This is a genomic window from Bacteroides sp. K03, from assembly GCF_019734355.1.
GTDB lineage: Bacteria > Bacteroidota > Bacteroidia > Bacteroidales > Bacteroidaceae > Bacteroides > Bacteroides nordii.
The window spans coordinates 121,445-140,118 of record NZ_JAASHC010000002.1; the positions used below are offsets into that span (position 1 = coordinate 121,445).

The following is an 18,674-nucleotide window of genomic DNA, read 5'->3' on the forward strand; positions in this document are numbered from 1 at the left end:
AGCAAACAAATAGCCGTAAATCTTATATATAAAAACCAGGAACTATCAATCTTTTCAAGTTTTTATAGCATAAAAAGCGTGGAACTATATCCTGCATTTGTTGGAATGAGACATAACGCCTCTCTTTAATAAGACAGTGAGTTTATCGCTATAATCTCATTGCAAAAATATAAAAACTTGCCAATAAAATTAGGTTATATTGCCAGTTTTTACAGAATAAACCTTTTCTCAGATAGGATATTCAAAACAAACATTCAATATATGATTCGGATGATTTACTCTCATTACGACCAATCCTCTACTCACATTTTTTTACCATAATGCATCGCAAACTGCATAAACACCTGTGACAGCCCTCCCTCTTGTCCCTGCTGATGTACAAAACAGAATTCCCTCAACATCTGCATTCCTTTTATTTCAATTACCCGGAAAGCACCAAAAACTAATTCTTTGGTTATAGAACGAATAGACACAATACCCATGCAATCGGTATTCTCGAGAAAGAGCTTGATGCTTTCTGTACTACCGAGATACATCAGAACATTAAGTGCAGACAATTTTATATTATGTTGTAACAAAGCACGTTCAAAAACATCAAGCGTACCAGAACCGCGTTCACGAAGCACAAGAGGAATGCCTGGCAAGTCTTCGGGAGTTATTTCATCCGGTAGCGAAAGTTTACTTTGAGTATGTACCACAGCTACCAGCTCATCATCTAAAAAAGTCGTATATTTCAGATTTGGTAAACGAAAGATACCCTCAACTAAGCCTAAGTCAATCCGATGTTCTTGTAACGCAGCTTCTATTCCACGAGAATTCCCATTCAGCAAAGACAGATTTACCTGTGGAAATTTACGAATAAAATTTCCAAGTAGAGGTGGAAGTACATATTGGGCAATGGTAGTACTGGCTCCAAGTTTTAATTCACCTCTATAATCACCATGTAGAAGATGCATTTCATATTCCAACCGCTTATAGGCATCAAGAATGCGTTCGCTATGCTCCAGAAGCAATTTCCCAGCTTCTGTGAGAGAAATTTTATTCCCTTGCCGATCGAAAAGCCGTACCTGATAACAGGTTTCCAATTCCTGGATATGTTTTGTTATGGCAGGTTGACTTACAAAAAGCTCCTGAGAGGCTTTAGTAAAACTGAGATTCTTCGCTACACTCTGAAATACTTTCAAACGAAAATCGGACATATAAGTAGTGATTAACGATTAGTAACAGGTGAAAAAAAGACTCCTATAATTCGTCTCCTTTAATTCCCAATGCTTGCATCAATGGGTATGCCAGCATCTCCCACTGATACTCTATAGTCTCTTCCGATTCATTCACCCGGAACTGAATAATCTCTTTTTCTTTTACTTTATTCAAAACAGCAGTCACTTTATTACCATACTCTTCATTGAAAGAAAGCACAATCAGCTTTTTCACATCTGCCGAGTCAAGGACTATCTGCAATAAATCAAGAAACAGCTCTTCACGAGTCACCATCCCTTCGCAGGGTACTCCTGCGAAAGAAAACTCTCCAAACTGATCTGAAAAGGCAACCCCATCAAGCTCTTTTTTCAAATCTGACGGATTACAGAAAGCCAGATTAGAAGAGTCCTGATCGTACACAAATAACAGTTGTACTTTATTATCTCCTTCTTCAATACCGGCATCCAATGCCAGATAGGTAGTTAGCAAGGATAAATCAATTTCCTGTAGCGGACGATTTAACACATTCTCGAAATATCTCTTCAAATCTGACACTATGAAATTCAGAAATGCGGCATCAACGAGTATCACTATCTCAGGAAGTTTTATCTTTTCATCCATAAAAATCTTATTCTTATCTATTTATTTGCGGATAAAGATACAATAAAGCTTTTATACAGATAGCATTAATCTTCTAAAAGTTTTGGTACAAACAGGAATGGTGTAAGGAAAGAGTAGAAATTCAAAGTTGTTTCAAAGCTTTGAGAAAAAATTCTCAAAGCATATGAAACAACACTCTCAACGTATTGAGAAAAGACTCTCAATAGGTTGAAACACTTTTCTCAATACGTTGAAACAAAATGAAACATTAAAGAGGCTGAGAACTTCTCCGTAAACAACATTGCACATAAATATAAGAGCAGGACATTTTGTCAACCTATTATCTAAAATTACTGAAAAAATGGCATAATATGTGCATTGGCAAATCTTTTGCGCCCTTTCAGTGTTATTAGAAACGTGAAAATAAGAAAGGAGACATAAGATATGAACTTTAACAACTTTACCATTAAGTCACAAGAAGCGGTGCAGGAGGCCGTCAATTTGGTCAAAGCCCGAGGGCAACAGGCCATCGAGCCGGTCCATCTACTAACGGGAGTAATGAAGGTAGGTGAGAACGTTACCAACTTCATTTTTCAGAAATTGGGAGTAAACGGACAACAGATTGCACTGGTTGTTGATAAACAAATTGACTCATTGCCAAAAGTTTCCGGTGGAGAACCTTATCTGAGCAGAGAGTCAAATGAAGTACTTCAGAAAGCAACCCAGTATTCCAAAGAAATGGGTGACGAGTTTGTTTCACTGGAACATCTGTTATTGGCTTTATTGACTGTAAAAAGTACCGCCTCTACCATTCTCAAGGATGCAGGTATGGCGGAAAAAGAATTACGAAGCGCTATCAGCGAACTGCGCAAAGGAGAGAAAGTTACTTCACAATCAAGCGAAGATACTTATCAGTCACTCGAAAAATATGCTATCAACCTAAACGAAGCAGCACGTAGCGGTAAACTCGATCCGGTAATCGGACGGGATGAAGAGATACGGCGTGTACTACAGATATTGAGTCGCCGTACAAAAAACAATCCTATCCTGATCGGTGAGCCAGGTACCGGTAAAACGGCTATTGTAGAAGGTTTGGCACATCGTATATTAAGAGGTGACGTACCTGAAAACCTGAGAGACAAACAAGTATACTCTTTGGATATGGGTGCATTGGTAGCAGGAGCCAAATATAAAGGTGAATTTGAGGAACGATTGAAATCAGTGGTCAATGAAGTAATGAAATCCGAAGGAAACATCATTCTATTCATTGATGAAATACACACACTGGTAGGTGCCGGAAAAGGTGAAGGTGCCATGGACGCTGCCAACATTCTAAAACCGGCATTGGCTCGTGGAGAACTGCGTGCTATCGGTGCTACCACTCTTGATGAGTATCAAAAATACTTTGAAAAGGATAAAGCATTGGAACGCCGTTTCCAGATTGTACAAGTGGATGAACCAGATACTCTGAGTACTATTTCTATCCTCCGTGGATTGAAAGAGCGCTACGAAAATCACCATCACGTACGTATTAAAGATGATGCTATCATCGCTGCAGTAGAATTGAGTAGCCGTTATATCACCGATCGTTTTTTACCGGATAAGGCTATCGACCTCATGGATGAGGCAGCAGCCAAGTTACGTATGGAAGTAGATTCTGTTCCGGAAGACTTGGATGAGATTTCACGTAAAATCAAACAATTGGAGATTGAACGTGAAGCCATCAAGCGTGAAAAGGATCAACCCAAATTGGATACAATAGGCAAAGAGATAGCCGAATTGAAGGAACAGGAAAAATCATTCAAAGCGAAATGGCAAAGTGAGAAATCACTGATGGATAAGATTCAGCAAAACAAAGTGGAAATTGAAAATCTGAAGTTTGAAGCTGAAAAAGCTGAACGTGAGGGTGATTACGGAAAAGTAGCCGAGATACGTTATGGAAAGTTACAGGCTTTAGACCAGGAAATAAAAGAGACACAAGAAGAGCTGAAACAAATGCAGGGAGGTTCTGCAATGATTAAAGAGGAAGTAGATGCTGAGGACATTGCTGATGTGGTATCCCGCTGGACAGGAATCCCCGTCAGCAAAATGCTTCAAAGTGAGAAAGACAAACTACTCCATCTTGAGGATGAACTTCACGAGCGGGTTATCGGCCAAGACGAAGCAATTGCTGCCGTAGCCGATGCAGTACGCCGTAGCCGTGCCGGACTGCAAGACCCGAAACGGCCGATTGGCTCATTTATCTTCCTGGGAACTACTGGTGTAGGTAAAACTGAATTGGCTAAAGCACTTGCTGAATTTCTGTTCGATGACGAAACAATGATGACACGTATTGACATGAGTGAATACCAGGAGAAACACAGTGTTTCTCGTTTGGTTGGAGCTCCTCCGGGATACGTAGGATATGATGAAGGCGGACAATTGACAGAAGCCATCCGGCGTAAACCATATTCAGTAGTATTGTTTGATGAAATAGAAAAGGCGCATCCGGATGTATTCAATATCCTGCTGCAGGTATTGGATGACGGACGCTTGACGGACAATAAAGGACGTGTAGTCAATTTCAAAAACACAATCATCATCATGACTTCAAACATGGGAAGCTCCTATATACAGAGTCAAATGGAAAAACTCAATAGCTCCAACAAAGAAGAAGTAGTTGAAGAGACCAAAAAGGAAGTGATAAACATGCTGAAGAAAACAATTCGTCCGGAATTCCTGAACCGTATTGATGAAACAATCATGTTCTTACCATTAACGGAGAAAGAGATCAGGGAAATTGTTTTGCTACAGATTAAAGGTGTTCAAAAGATGCTTGCTGGCAATGGTGTAGAACTGAAACTGACAGATACTGCCATAAACTTTATAGCGCAAGCCGGTTATGATCCGGAGTTTGGTGCACGACCTGTAAAAAGAGCGATCCAACGTTATTTGCTCAATGACCTGTCGAAAAAGTTACTTGCACAAGAAGTAGATCGCAGTAAAGCAATCATCGTTGATGTTGCGGGGGATGGATTATCATTCCGCAACTAAAATAAAAACAGATCCTTATATACAATGCCAGTATGTTACACAATATACTGGCATTTTTTATAGCAAAAAACTTAATAAATAATTCTACGTACTACCACCTCACTGGCAGGATGCAGTATAACAAGTACGTAGGCTCCACGCTTCGGAAGTTCTAATGTCAATGAGGAGGAAATACATAATTCTTTTACCTGCAAATATCCGTTATCATTATACAAATAAACCATTGTATTTATAAGCAGATCACTCAGACACAATACTCCCTTTTCTGTGTCTAACTGAAACTCGAATGCTTTGTTTGACCTTTTATCCATACCCCATTTACATCTATCTTCCAGTCCCCCAAGAAGATATTTATATATAAAAGCGTGGGAACTGTTGCCATTATCGCACTTGAGGCTCTGGACTGCCACTATTCAAATAATGTACAACAACCCACGCCCAATACCATATATTTGCATATACAGCAGAGCATGAGCGCTTGTTTCCATTATTCCTGAATAGTGAAATTGTCCAGATTTCAAGTACAGAATAATATAATAAACGCCTTTGTTCTAAGTAATTACTAAACAGTCCTCCCTCCTGACTTTCCAGGAATCGGTGGATTGCAACAAAGATAAGTAAAAAAGCTCTGAATCTTATAAAGGAAAGCTCAAAAATATTCCTGTAAATATATAGTATAAGCAGAACAGAACGAGTTCCTTTTTGTTTAAAGCATTCCAATAAAAAAAGAAAAAGCGTGATAAACATCCTCAAAAGATATTTATCACGCTTCTTTTATAACTGAAAAAGATATCAGATCATCTTATTCCGCTGTTTCTACAGCCTCCTCTTGTTCTTCTGTGGCATCTTTAAACTCAGTAATTCCATTTGTAACAAGAATGTTATACCATGAAATTAATTTTTTAATATCGGTCACATATACCCTCTCACGATCAAAATCAGGCAACACTTCTGCCAGATAAGCTCGCAATTCCTCCACAGTAGCCTTCTTAGGATCAATAGAAGCAGTTCCCACATTTTCTTTTTCCTTGATTGACTCAAGAACATCACGCAAAGGAACTTCAGCATCATTTGTATACATTGCTATATCTGCCAGAGAAATAATTTTTTCATTTCCGTAAGCCGGGAAACGCTTTTTTTCTGCGCTAACAGATTCAACAATCAGCATATTCTTTCCCTGCGAAATAAGTTTATACAATCCCGGTTTTCCGGAGATAGACAAAATAGTCTTCAACATAGTATATTCTTTTTATTTATTAGTTATTTTTTCGGTGGGCAAAGATAGTGTAAGCCAAAGACAATACAAAATAAGCAAGCCTATTTTTATTGTTAAGACAATACCTATTTTCCCGAAAGAGAAGCAATATTTTCAAATAGCAAAGAAATTAGTTCCAGAACCTGTGGAATTAATGGCACTTCGCCGTCATTAACAATTACAAACTCGGCTTGTTTACGCTTTTCTTCATCACTCATCTGGCTTTGTATACGCTTCATTATAAGTTCACGCGAGGAACAATCACGTTTGATAGCACGCCGTACACGTAGTTCCAATGGGGCATACACCATCACCACCACATCTACTTCAGCAGCAAAACCCGATTCTATTAATATGGCAGATTCCATACCTACTATAGGAGAAAGCGATTGCCTCTCTACCCAGCAACGAAAATCGTCCTTTACCTGCGGATGAATAATTTCATTGATTCGCCTTGTATGATCCGGATGCCCAAAAAGATAAGAAGCCAGAAATGCTTTATTCAGCTCACCGCCTTCAAAAACTTTGTCGCCCAGCAAAGCACAGAGTTCCTTCCGAATGAAGGGATCTGTATTTGTCAATCTTTTAGATTCAATATCGGCTATGTACACAGGAATACCCATCACTTCCAGCAATCGTGAAACAACACTTTTGCCACTACCTATACCACCGGTTATGCCTACTTTAATCGCCATTAGAAGATACTTGTTCTATAAGAAAATCAACCTTTTTAGGTGTTATACGAATATGACTCACCCCATTAGGAATAGATTTGAGTTTTACCGTATACTTATCTGAACCCAACTTTAGTAGCTCTTCATAAGATATATTTATAATAAAGGAGTTTGCTTCAATCTTATAAAAGTTGTGATACCCTACCTGAAAAGTTATCTGTACCTTTGAAGGAAAAGTACGCAAAACCTTATCAGCAGGAAAATTAACTCCATGCAAAGGTACTTCAACTGTCTTTTCCGTATACATATCTACCGGAAAAGTTAAATCTACAGCATTGGGAATAAACTTAGCCCCTTTTACCTCTGCCAGAGCAACATGATGTGTCAATGTATCCGCAATATTGCTCAGGTCAACCTTACGCGTATAGGCAGTAGTTATTGTATCCAGAATAGCAACAGGAGCATAAACCAAAACAGAATCCGGTGAATAGATCGTATCGGATAGATAGTATTGCCGGGCGGCAGTCACTTTACCCTGCATTTTCACCGGAACACGTTTTGATCTACCGGTAGAGTATATGTATTCCAGTGTATCGGGCTTTACAGAAACCAACCGGGTAGATACATTCAGTTGACTCATAATTTTTTTCTCAAACTCTGACGAATAAATCCGCACATGATTATTTCGGGCACTATAGTCATTGAAATTGAGATTCACCGGAAAAAAGCTTTTCCCTAACATATAGTTTAACAAAACGGTTCCCCTGTCTTTTACCTTAATACGCAGTTCAGAAGGAGGCTCCGAGGTAATTACTACATCATTGGGAACTTCTTTCAAACGGACAGGAATAGAAAATTCCGCTTCATAATCATTGTTTAAAGTTTGAAGAAGCCAGAAGCCACTGGCTATAAGGAAAAAAAATAAAAAGATCAGGAATTCCCTACTCTTTTCACTGAGTAAAAAGTTCCTAATCTTTTTAGAAAATCTCAAATAAATATACTTTATATCCCTACGTTCAAACATAGGCTTTATTTATGTTTATAGCTTATTTAGCTGGCTGCTGACTAGCAGCAGAAGCATCAGCAAAAATAGAATTCTTATCTATCTTAATTTTTACATTTGTTGCAATTTCAAGTACAATGTGGTCATCATTAATCTCTTTAATAATGCCATGTATACCTCCGGCAGTGATAACCTTTTGATTCACCTGAAGAGATTTACGGAAATTAGCAATCTCTTTTTGTTTTTTGTTCTGAGGGCGAATCATAAAGAAATACATGATAACAAACATTGCTATCAGCATAATCCACATCAGACTTCCGTCGGGACCAGCAGCAGGAGCTTGCAGTAATACAGTCAATAAATTCATAAATAATCTGTTTTAGTTTTTTAATCTATAATAGCAAAGGTATCAGTTTTTCGCCAACTTACCTTCTTTTTTTAATTGATTAACAATTCCATCCAAAGTTCCATTGATAAAGCTACCACTCTTAGCAGTGCTATAAAGCTTGGCAATCTCTACATACTCATTTAACGAAACACTGACCGGAATGTTCGGAAAACTCAGAATTTCTGCCAAAGCAGTCTGCATAATAATTACATCCATAAATGCAACACGATCCAAATCCCAGTTCTTGGTATTTTCGCTAATGAGATGGCGGTAGTAATCTGCATTCAGAATAGTACGGCGGAAAAGACGACGTGCGAATTCCTGATCTTCATCATCTTTAAATTCCGGAAGTAAAGTCTGATTTGCACCGTTCTTTTCTTCAAAACGTTTAATGGTTTTCAAAACAAATGTATCTACAATCTCTTTGTCATCATTCCAATACAAACTCTGGTCTTCTAACACCTGATCCAAAGAGTCGTTATTAAAAACAAATGCTTTGTAGAGCTTTCTCCATAGTTCACGGTCGACTTCATAAGAACTATCAGCAGAAGCCATATATTCTTTATATATATCTGACTCCACTATTTTATCATAAAGTTCTTTGATAAAATCCTGATCGTTAGCCCATGTTCTTTTTTGATTGGCTATAAACTCTGTCAATTGTTTATTTACTTCAAGTTGCGCTACGAATTTGTTTTCAACAAATTTCATGTTAGGATACAACTCTTCTTTGGTAGGTTTCAGTTTGGCTTTTGCTGTGTCAATACGTTTTTGTGCGTAGTCCGTCAATGCAATCATAAGCATCAACAAATAGTTGTAGAGGTCATAAGCCTTCGAGAGGCTAAAAAACAACTCTTTCTCCGCTGAGTCTAAATTTTTGCTGCCGTTCTGATAGTAAGCATACACTATCTGTATGATTTTTAGACGAATAAGAACTCTGTTAATCATAATCTTTAATAATACTGTTATTAACGAATTGCAAAAGTAGATATTTTTAATGAGTTTCCACAAATAAATCACATTTTTTAATGTTGTATTTCATTCTCTGCCCTTTTTCTTTTGACAGTTGAAAAAAAAGTTCCAATTTTGAAGCCGATTATAAACAGACCTAATGATATGGAAGATTTAAAAAAGAAAATGAGTATAGATATGAATGATAAAGAGATTGTATTCTCAAAGTCCATTAAGGCTGGTAAGCGTATTTATTATCTTGACGTAAAGAAAAACCGTAAAGACGAAATGTTCCTTGCCATCACTGAGAGTAAGAAAGTGATTATGGGCGAAGGTGATGACTCGCAGGTAAGTTTTGAGAAACATAAGATTTTCTTATACAAAGAAGATTTCGATAAGTTCATGACCGGACTGACTCAAGCTATAGAGTACATCAACGACCAGCAGGGACACACTGTGAAAGAGGAAGAGCTTATAGAAGATGTACAGCCAACTGATGAAATAAAAATAGATATTGATTTTGAATAACAATTTCTTTGATATTTCAAAAAGAAAGCGTACTTTTGCACCGCTTTTTTGCAACATTGTGTGGGTATCACACCGTGTGATGGTGAATTAAGCACTCAAATCACTTAATTTAGAGTAACACAAAAAAATTAAAAAATGAAATCAATTGAAGTAAAAGGAACTGCAAGAACTATTGCAGAACGCTCTTCTGATCAAGCCAGAGCATTGAAAGCTATTCGTAAAGACAACGGTGTACCTTGTGTACTTTACGGAGGTGGTGAAAATATCCACTTTACTGTACCTGTAGAAGGTCTGCGTAATTTGGTTTATACTCCGCACATTCATGTAGTAGACCTGATTATTGATGGCAAAAAAGTAAATGCTATCCTGAAAGATATTCAGTTTCACCCAGTAAAAGACAACATTCTGCATGTTGACTTCTATCAGATTGATGAGGCTAAACCTATTGTAATGGAAGTTCCGGTACAGTTGGAAGGTCTTGCAGAAGGTGTTAAGGCCGGTGGTAAGCTGGTTTTGCAGATGCGTAAGCTGAGAGTAAAAGCTCTTTATAACATCATCCCGGAAAAATTGACAGTAAATGTTTCTCACTTAGGTCTTGGTAAGACTGTTAAAGTGGGTGAGCTGAACTATGAAGGTCTCGAATTGTTGAATGCTAAAGAAGCTGTTGTATGTGCAGTTAAATTGACTCGTGCAGCAAGAGGTGCAGCTGCTACTGCAGGAAAATAATCACAGAAATACTTCTATCAGAATATTTCGGAACGCAGATTATCACAGATTTTGGTCTGTGTTAGTCTGCGTTTCTTTTTCATTTCAATACATATTTATTTATGAAATATCTCATTGTAGGATTGGGTAATATTGGTCCCGAATATCATGAAACACGCCATAATATAGGTTTTATGGTAGTAGATGCTCTGGCAAAATTAAATAATACTCCATTCGTCAGTGGACGTTATGGTTCTACTGCTTCTTTCTCGATAAAAGGCCGGCAATTGTTGTTACTTAAACCTTCTACATTTATGAATTTAAGTGGGCTGGCTGTTCGTTACTGGATGCAGGAAGAGAAAATTCCACTGGAAAATGTACTGATTGTAGTAGATGATCTGGCATTACCATTCGGTACCCTTCGCCTGAAAGGAAAGGGAAGTGATGCCGGACACAACGGTCTGAAACATATCGCAGCTACTTTAGGAACACAAGACTATGCACGTCTGCGCTTTGGAATAGGAAATGAATTTCCGCGTGGAGGACAAGTTGATTTTGTACTCGGACATTTTACAAACGAAGATTGGAAGACAATGGATGAGCGTCTGGAAACCGCCGGAGAGATAATTAAAAGTTTTTGCCTGGCAGGAATCAACTTGACAATGAATCAGTTCAACAAAAAATAAGAACAAGTACAATTTACCATTTACAATGTACAAATTTGTAGTATGGTAAAAGGATAAGTTTAAAAATTGTAAATCGTAAAATTGTAAATATCTCTATGCCTGAAGCAAGAATAGATAAATGGATGTGGGCTGTACGTATTTTCAAGACACGTACGATTGCCGCAGAAGCCTGTAAAAAGGGACGAATCAGCATGAATGGTTCATTTGTAAAAGCAGCCCGAATGATTAAGCCTGGAGATGTTATTCAGGTGAAGAAACCTCCTATCACATATTCATTCAAGGTACTGCAAGCCATCGAAAAACGTATTGGTGCCAAATTGGTTCCCGAAGTGATGGAAAATGTAACAACGCCCGACCAATATGAATTATTAGAAATGAGCAAAATCAGTGGATTCATAGATCGTGCCCGCGGCACAGGTCGTCCTACGAAAAAAGACCGCAGAAGTATAGAAGAATTTACTACTCCGGAATTTATGGACGATTTTGACTTTGATTTCGATTTCGAAGAAGAGGGAGTTGAGTGATAAGTGGAATAGTGATAAGTGATTAGTACCATGCGGAATATGGCGCAGTAACTAATCACTTATCACTACTCACTCGCCACTATTACAAGTTTTCTTTCACCGCATCTATCAGTTCCTGATATTCGGCATCTGTCAGATAGACTTTCCCCGGATTCATCTGAAATGTAGCACCATAATCCGGTCCGTCTACATATTTAGGGGCTAAATGAAAATGCAGATGAGAGAGTTTATCAGAATAAGCACCATAATTTATTTTTTCCGGATGGAAAGCTTTATCCATCGCACGGGTCACACGAACCACATCTGCCATAAATGCATTGCGGTCTTCATCACTCAATTCATTCAAATCATTCACATGATCTTTGTATGCCACAAGGCAACGTCCACGATAGGTTTGCTCTTTAAAAAGAAACACGCGTGATACACTTAGCTGTGCAATCTCAATCATCAGATTGTGCAGCGTTTCATTGTTCTGACAGTACAGACATTCTTTAGGATCGCTTTTCATGATATAAAATTCTGTTTTAAATTTATACGAAAGCAAAGATAATGCAAACCGAGCTCAGAATAAAATGAGCTTGTTCGTTTTTTATGCCGAGACGCAGCTTATCTTCGCTTTTTGGCAAAGATAAACATATGATGTTTATCTAATGTCGATTTTTTAATTCTTTTGCCCGACTAATTGGTAAACATCCTCTTTTTCGCCAACTACCCACAACACATCCCCTTCCTCAAACGGAGCATTAACGTCCGGAGTCATCAGCATTTCTTCGCCACGTTCCACTCCAGCTATCAGACAATGATACTTATCACGAATACCCGATTCACGCAAAGTCTTGCCCAGAAAAGCACAATCAGAATCAATCATAAACTGCTTTAAAGTCATCTCACTCTTTTCAAAGACATCACTGTCTACATAAGAACCGCGCGACATATCTTCTCCAAATACATTCAATTGTTCATCCGTACCAATCACCTGAATCTTATCCATCGGAAACAACCGTACACTTCCTCCCGGAATATTAATACGCCGTTTCCCACGAAGAATTGAAACAACATGAACTCCGTATTTCTTCCCCAAATTTAGTTCAAGCAATGTTTTTCCCGACCAAAGAGATTCACCCGGAATTTCAAAATCGGCCAGATGCAAATCACGGGAAAGTAATCGTCCTGCATACTCAGGTTTTTTCTCTCCCATATATTCGGCCCGTACATCCCGGGAACGAAGATTTTGAAAAAACTTCCGCTCAATCAATATAGACCTTTTCTTTAGTTGGCGTGAGAGCACCATCAATACAACAAGCAATATAGCTACACCAATTATCAGCCCTATTGACGATTTAAAGAGCTGGGCAATGATAAACATAACGAATAATACCGCAATCACCATACGTAATACAATCGTTGAAACCAACGGAGCACGATTGGCACGATGAGCCTCCCAAAGAGTAGTAAACTCAGTCGAATGATTCTTCTTCACCATTATAGCACGCAGGAAAGGTGATATACATAAAATAGTAAAAGCAGCTCCCAGTAATGAGCCCCAAAATCCAGGCAGGTTTTCACGGAAGAACGGAACAACAAAACGAAACGACAGAGCTATCACAGAAATACTGACAATGGAATATACCACTACGATTCGAGCCATCGCAAAAAGAAGTTTACGCCATAGGTTTTCATGATTCAACGTTTGTGAACCAGAGGAATAACGAGTCAGGAAATTTCTCCAGGATTCGGGCAAATGCCTATCAACAAAACTGGATGCCGGTTCTGCCAAACGAATCATATAAGGAGTAAGAAAAGTAGTAATCACCGAAACTGCAACCACAATCGGATAAAGAAAATCACTCGTCACATGGAGTGCCACCCCTAATGAGGCAATAATAAAGGCAAACTCTCCAATCTGTGTCAGACTGAACCCACATTGCATGGCCGTCTTCAAAGGCTGACCTGCCAAAACAACTCCAAATGTGCCAAAGAGTGCTTGTCCTACTATGACAGCAAGAGTTATCACCAGGATAGGCAACGCATATTCCCCAATCATTGCAGGATCTACCATCATACCGACAGAAACAAAAAAGATTGCACCAAAAAGGTCTTTAACGGGTTTCACTAACCGATCTATGGACTCTGCTTCTATTGTTTCGGCAAGAATAGAGCCCATAATAAAAGCACCAAAAGCGGCAGAGAATCCGGTATTAGCAGCAATTACCACCATACCAAAACAAAGAGCCAAAGAAACAATCAGCAAAGTCTCTTCACTCATCAGCTTACGGCAACGCTTTAGAAACTCAGGAATAAGGTAAATACCGACTACGAACCAAAGAATCAGGAAGAAAAGAAGCTTACCGATACTTTCAAGCATTTCGGTACCCTCAAAGTTATTGCTCACGGCCATTGTAGAAAGCATCACCATAAGAACAATAGCAAGAATATCTTCCAATATCAGAATACTCAGTACTAATCCGGTGAATTGCTTCTTGCGTAACCCAAGATCATCAAACGCCTTATAGATAATAGTCGTTGAAGACATTGCAATCATACCTCCCAAAAAGATACAATCCATCCGTTGCCACCCAAAGCTCATCCCGACACCGGCTCCCAGCAAAATCATACAAAATATAATGGTACAAGCCGCAATAACGGCAGTCCCTCCTACTTTCACTATCTTCTTAAAACTGAATTCGAGTCCCAATGCGAACAGAAGAAATATTACACCGATATCGGCCCATGTCTTAATATTAGCAGTATCCATCACCGAAGGAGTATAAGGCATGTGAGGACTGGCAAGAAAACCGGCGACAACATACCCCAACACCAATGGCTGTTTTAGTTTTTTAAACAACAGGGTCATAATACCTGCACAAAGCAGTATCAGTGCCAGGTCGGCTATTAATGTGGGTAAGTTTGACATTTTCGTTTACTTCATTTACTTTTATTGCATACAAAAGTAAAGGAAAATCAAACTCAAATTCCGCCTAAGACAAAAAAAAATTATGCCTTAACCTAAAATTTATTAAGTTAAGGCATAAATCAGAAAGAAAAGCTCTTATTTATTTCCGGAACGGTGGTCTTACAACCGAGGCTTTCAATTTACGTCCACGCATATCAATGTAAATTTCTGTTCCCAATTTACTATATTCCGGTTTAACATATCCCATACCAATTCCTATTTTACGAACAGGCGACATCGTCCCCGAAGTAACCACTCCTATCTTTTCACCTTCCGCATTCACTAACTCATAGCCATGACGGGGAATGCCACGATCTATCATCTCGAATCCTACCAGTTTACGTATTGTACCTTCTACTTTCTGTTTTTCAAGCATGAAACGATTGATAAAATCCTTCCCGTCTATAAACTTAGTAATCCAACCTAATCCTGCCTCAATGGGCGAAGTGGTATCATCCAGATCATTACCATAAAGACAAAAGCCCATTTCAAGGCGAAGCGTATCACGTGCTCCCAGTCCAATCGGTTTAATACCAAATTCGGCTCCGGCTTCAAAAACAGCGTTCCATATCTTATCGGCAGCATCCGGATAAAAGTAAAGCTCAAAACCTCCTGCACCGGTATAGCCGGTATTGGATATTATCACATTCTTTTCACCGGCAAATTCTCCTTCCTTAAATGTATAATAAGGTATCTCAGAAAGATTAATATCCGTGAGTTTCTGCAAAGCAAGAATAGCCTTCGGCCCTTGTATGGCAAGCTGCGCCGTACGGTCTGAAGAATTTTCAAGCTCCGCTCCTTCGGTATTATGCGCCACACACCAGTTCCAGTCTTTCTCAATATTAGAAGCATTGACTACCAACAGATACTTCTGGGGATCATACTGATACACCAACAAATCGTCTACAATACCTCCTTCTTCATTAGGGAAGCAAGTATATTGCACCTTACCGGGAGCAAGCGCAGCTACATTATTGGAAGTCACTTTCTGAAGAAAAGCCAGTGCATCAGGACCTTTCACCCAGAATTCACCCATATGAGACACGTCAAACACACCAACAGCATTGCACACCGTAAGATGCTCGTCGATGATACCTGTATATTCAATAGGCATATTATATCCGGCAAACTCATGCATCTTAGCACCCAATGCGATGTGCTTGTCGGTAAATGGAGTGGTTTTCATGATTTATGATTTATGATTTATAATTTATGCGGTTTACTTCCTGACAAGATCAGGCTTCTTTGGCTACGAGTTCTGCTATCTTTACAATAACTTTCATGGCCTTTTCCATGTTCTGGATAGGTACAAACTCAAAACGTCCGTGGAAATTCAGTCCACCTGCAAAGATATTAGGGCAAGGCAATCCTTTGAACGAGAGTTGTGCACCATCCGTACCTCCACGAATCGGCTTCACATTCGGTTTCACACCCACAGCTTCCATAGCCGCAAAAGCAGTATCAATAATATGCATCACAGGTTCTATCTTTTCGCGCATGTTATAATACTGATCGCGGAGTTCAAGTACAGCAGTATCTTCACCGAATTCAGCATTTATTTTTCTCACCAGATGAGCCATTTCACGTTTACGACTTTCAAACCTTGAACGGTCGTGGTCACGGATAATGTAAGAAAGCGTAGTCTGCTCCACATCTCCCTGAATACCGATAAGATGATAAAAACCTTCATATCCTTCTGTATGTTCCGGTGTTTCATGACGTGGTAACATACTGATAAACTGATTGGCAATACGAATCGAGTTGATCATTTTATGTTTAGCATAGCCAGGATGTACATTACGTCCTTTAAACACAATCTTGGCGGCGGCAGCATTGAAATTCTCATATTCCAACTCTCCTACTTCACCACCATCCATCGTGTAAGCCCACTCACAGCCGAATTTCTCTACATCAAACTTGTGTGCACCTTCACCTATCTCTTCATCGGGATTAAAACCAATACGGATTTTTCCATGTTTAATTTCGGGATGTTCTTTAAGATAAGCCACTGCAGAAATAATCTCGGCAATACCTGCTTTATCATCAGCTCCCAACAAGGTTTTTCCATTGGTTACAATTAAGTCTTCTCCTTTATGAGCAAGCAACTCCGGAAATTGTGCCGGACTAAGTATTACTCTGTCTTCTGCATTGAGTACAATATCTGAGCCGTTATAATTTTCTACAATACGAGGTGTTACATCCTTTCCACTCATATCGGGACTTGTATCCATATGGGCTATAAACCCAATAGTGGGTACTTCCTTTTCCGTATTTGCCGGAAGAGTGGCGAAAAGATAGCCATATTCATCCAGTGTAATTTCTTCCAAGCCTAAAGACTCCAGTTCTGATTTCAGATATTTGGCAAAAACCATCTGTCCCGGAGTACTGGGAGTAAGCCGTGTCTCTTCATTTGATTGAGTATCAAAGCTTACATACTTCAAAAAACGTTCTACTAAAGTCATGATATTTACTATTTTATGATTTACTATTTACGATTGATAATACATTTGCCGTAAAGGTAAAAAAAGAGCCGTGAATTGCCAAGCAAATCACAGCTCTTTTTTTTGAATATACTTATTATCAGTTACTAATAGTTATTTAAAAATGGCTACTACCATCAAAACAATGGGTACATACCTGACATTTTGGTAGCCCAATAGCTTCTATTAAAGTTTCCAACGTATTAAACTTCAACGAAGAAAGGCCGAAGCGCTTAGCTATAATATCTACCATCTTTTCGTATTCCGGCGAACCCGTTGTAGCATATTTCTCCAGGTTCTTATTTTCGTCTCCTTCCAGTTCCTTAATAATACGGCGGGTTATCAGTTCCAACGCATTCTTTGAAGCGGTGAAACCCACAAACGGACAAGCATAAATCAGCGGCGGACAGGCAATACGCATGTGAACCTCTTTTGCACCACATTCATAAAGCACTTTTACATTGTCACGCAACTGTGTTCCACGCACAATAGAATCATCGCAAAATAACAAACGTTTACCATCAAGCATAGCACGGTTGGGAATCAATTTCATCTTCGCTACCAGCGATCGCATCTCCTGGTTGCTCGGAGTAAAGCTACGCGGCCATGTCGGAGTATATTTTGAAATAGCACGATGATAGGGAACTCCTTTTCCTTCAGCATAACCCAAAGCCATACCTACCCCCGAATCCGGAATACCACACGCACAATCGACTTCCGAAGTATCCTTCTGTCCCATCTTCATCCCACTGGTGAAACGTACTTCCTCTACATTACGCCCTTCATAGCAAGATGTAGGGAAACCATAGTACACCCACAGAAACGAGCAAATCTGCATACCTTCATCGGGTTTGCGCAACTGTGTCATGCTATCAGCACGCAAGTGTACAATCTCACCAGGACCAAGATATTTTTCTATTTCGTAATCAAGATTAGGAAAACTACTCGACTCACTCGTGGCAGCATATGCCCCCTCTTTCTTACCAATCACAATCGGTGTACGCCCCCATCGGTCACGGGCGGCAATAATACCATCTTCTGTCAATAAAAGCATAGAGCAGGACCCTTTAATGTGTTTGTACACATTCTCGATACCTTCAACAAAAGTTTTTCCCTGAATGATGAGTAGTGCGATAAGTTCAGTTTGATTGGTATTGCTGGAACTAAGTTCCGCGAAGTGCATGTGTTGGGAGAGTAGTTCTTCCTCGAGTTCTTTTAGGTTTACGATTTTTGCGACAGTAACAATGGCGAAGCGTCCGAGATGAGAATTAATAACGATAGGTTGTGCGTCTGTGTCGCTGATAATGCCTATTCCGGCATTTCCTTTAAATTTATCCAGATCGGATTCAAATTTGGTGCGGAAATATGAACTTTCCAGGTTATGAATGGAACGGATAAAACCTTGCTCTTCACTATAGGTTGCAAGACCGCCCCGTTTTGTCCCCAAATGTGAATTATAATCTGTGCCGTAGAATAAATCGGTCACACAGCCCACTCGTGAGACTGTTCCGAAAAAACCTCCCATATAAGATTCTTTTAATTAGTGTTAGTTTAAAAAAAGACAGTGCAAAAGTACAAAAAAGAATCTGACCGGAAAAGAAATAATGTGCCAATTAAACAATGTGCCAATATGCCAATTGGCTGCGCAACGTTGACACGCTGACACGCCGTATGGCAATTGGCACATTGGCATA

Annotated in this window: 18 protein-coding genes; 5 read left to right on the forward strand and 13 right to left on the reverse strand. The window is 39.2% G+C overall.

Annotation, left to right across the window (positions count from 1 at the left end):
• Positions 1-302: 302 nt before the first annotated feature.
• Both HCG69_RS01600 and HCG69_RS01605 read right to left on the reverse strand, forming a co-directional pair.
• On the reverse strand, positions 303-1,199 hold the full coding sequence (locus HCG69_RS01600) for a LysR substrate-binding domain-containing protein (RefSeq protein WP_221648583.1): 897 nt from the start codon (positions 1,197-1,199) through the stop codon (positions 303-305).
• A gap of 43 nt (positions 1,200-1,242) precedes the next feature.
• Positions 1,243-1,821 (reverse strand): DUF6621 family protein, encoded by a 579-nt coding sequence (locus tag HCG69_RS01605; RefSeq protein ID WP_221648584.1) that lies wholly within the window; start codon positions 1,819-1,821, stop codon positions 1,243-1,245.
• A gap of 423 nt (positions 1,822-2,244) precedes the next feature.
• Here HCG69_RS01605 and clpB point away from each other — a divergent pair, with 423 nt between their 5' ends.
• Positions 2,245-4,833: an ATP-dependent chaperone ClpB gene (clpB, locus tag HCG69_RS01610; protein WP_221648585.1), complete on the forward strand. Its 2,589-nt coding sequence runs from the start codon at positions 2,245-2,247 to the stop codon at positions 4,831-4,833.
• A gap of 71 nt (positions 4,834-4,904) precedes the next feature.
• On the opposite strand, the gene HCG69_RS01615 is transcribed toward clpB, so the two are convergent.
• The 6 genes from HCG69_RS01615 to nusB form a co-directional block, all read right to left on the reverse strand.
• On the reverse strand, positions 4,905-5,144 hold the full coding sequence (locus tag HCG69_RS01615) for a hypothetical protein (protein ID WP_221648586.1): 240 nt from the start codon (positions 5,142-5,144) through the stop codon (positions 4,905-4,907).
• Positions 5,145-5,635: 491 nt separating this feature from the next.
• Positions 5,636-6,070: a DUF5606 domain-containing protein gene (locus HCG69_RS01620; protein ID WP_221648587.1), complete on the reverse strand. Its 435-nt coding sequence runs from the start codon at positions 6,068-6,070 to the stop codon at positions 5,636-5,638.
• Positions 6,071-6,174: 104 nt separating this feature from the next.
• Complete coding sequence (gene coaE / locus HCG69_RS01625; protein ID WP_221648588.1) at positions 6,175-6,783, reverse strand: dephospho-CoA kinase; 609 nt, start codon at positions 6,781-6,783, stop codon at positions 6,175-6,177.
• Positions 6,773-7,786 carry a CdaR family protein gene (locus HCG69_RS01630; RefSeq protein ID WP_221648589.1) on the reverse strand — a complete coding sequence of 338 codons (1,014 nt, stop codon included), beginning with the start codon at positions 7,784-7,786 and terminating at the stop codon, positions 6,773-6,775. Before HCG69_RS01630 ends, coaE begins: the two co-directional genes overlap by 11 nt.
• A gap of 22 nt (positions 7,787-7,808) precedes the next feature.
• Positions 7,809-8,132: a preprotein translocase subunit YajC gene (gene yajC, locus HCG69_RS01635; protein WP_221648590.1), complete on the reverse strand. Its 324-nt coding sequence runs from the start codon at positions 8,130-8,132 to the stop codon at positions 7,809-7,811.
• Between the two features lie 42 nt (positions 8,133-8,174).
• Positions 8,175-9,101, reverse strand: a complete 927-nt coding sequence (nusB, locus tag HCG69_RS01640; protein ID WP_221648591.1) for a transcription antitermination factor NusB — start codon at positions 9,099-9,101, stop codon at positions 8,175-8,177.
• Between the two features lie 168 nt (positions 9,102-9,269).
• Between nusB and HCG69_RS01645 the strand changes: the two genes are divergently transcribed.
• From HCG69_RS01645 to HCG69_RS01660, 4 genes are all read left to right on the forward strand, one after another.
• Positions 9,270-9,632, forward strand: a complete 363-nt coding sequence (locus HCG69_RS01645) for a DUF3276 family protein (RefSeq protein ID WP_221648592.1) — start codon at positions 9,270-9,272, stop codon at positions 9,630-9,632.
• Between the two features lie 135 nt (positions 9,633-9,767).
• Positions 9,768-10,358, forward strand: a complete 591-nt coding sequence (locus HCG69_RS01650; protein WP_221648593.1) for a 50S ribosomal protein L25/general stress protein Ctc — start codon at positions 9,768-9,770, stop codon at positions 10,356-10,358.
• A 101-nt stretch (positions 10,359-10,459) separates the two neighbouring features.
• Positions 10,460-11,023, forward strand: coding sequence for an aminoacyl-tRNA hydrolase (pth, locus tag HCG69_RS01655; RefSeq protein ID WP_221648594.1), 564 nt, complete (start codon positions 10,460-10,462; stop codon positions 11,021-11,023).
• Between the two features lie 95 nt (positions 11,024-11,118).
• Positions 11,119-11,547: an RNA-binding S4 domain-containing protein gene (locus HCG69_RS01660; RefSeq protein ID WP_221648595.1), complete on the forward strand. Its 429-nt coding sequence runs from the start codon at positions 11,119-11,121 to the stop codon at positions 11,545-11,547.
• A gap of 82 nt (positions 11,548-11,629) precedes the next feature.
• Here the strand turns inward: HCG69_RS01660 and HCG69_RS01665 are convergent, their stop codons facing one another.
• The 5 genes from HCG69_RS01665 to HCG69_RS01685 form a co-directional block, all read right to left on the reverse strand.
• Positions 11,630-12,055 carry an HIT family protein gene (locus HCG69_RS01665; RefSeq protein WP_221648596.1) on the reverse strand — a complete coding sequence of 142 codons (426 nt, stop codon included), beginning with the start codon at positions 12,053-12,055 and terminating at the stop codon, positions 11,630-11,632.
• 153 nt (positions 12,056-12,208) lie between these two features.
• Positions 12,209-14,461, reverse strand: a complete 2,253-nt coding sequence (locus HCG69_RS01670) for a cation:proton antiporter (protein WP_221648597.1) — start codon at positions 14,459-14,461, stop codon at positions 12,209-12,211.
• Positions 14,462-14,600: 139 nt separating this feature from the next.
• Positions 14,601-15,686, reverse strand: coding sequence for a glycine cleavage system aminomethyltransferase GcvT (gene gcvT, locus HCG69_RS01675; protein WP_221648598.1), 1,086 nt, complete (start codon positions 15,684-15,686; stop codon positions 14,601-14,603).
• Between the two features lie 49 nt (positions 15,687-15,735).
• Positions 15,736-16,962 carry a peptidase T gene (gene pepT / locus HCG69_RS01680; RefSeq protein WP_221648599.1) on the reverse strand — a complete coding sequence of 409 codons (1,227 nt, stop codon included), beginning with the start codon at positions 16,960-16,962 and terminating at the stop codon, positions 15,736-15,738.
• A gap of 136 nt (positions 16,963-17,098) precedes the next feature.
• The gene (locus HCG69_RS01685) at positions 17,099-18,505 is read right to left on the reverse strand and encodes an amidophosphoribosyltransferase (protein ID WP_002562019.1); all 1,407 of its coding nucleotides are present in this window, start codon (positions 18,503-18,505) and stop codon (positions 17,099-17,101) included.
• Positions 18,506-18,674: the final 169 nt, after the last annotated feature.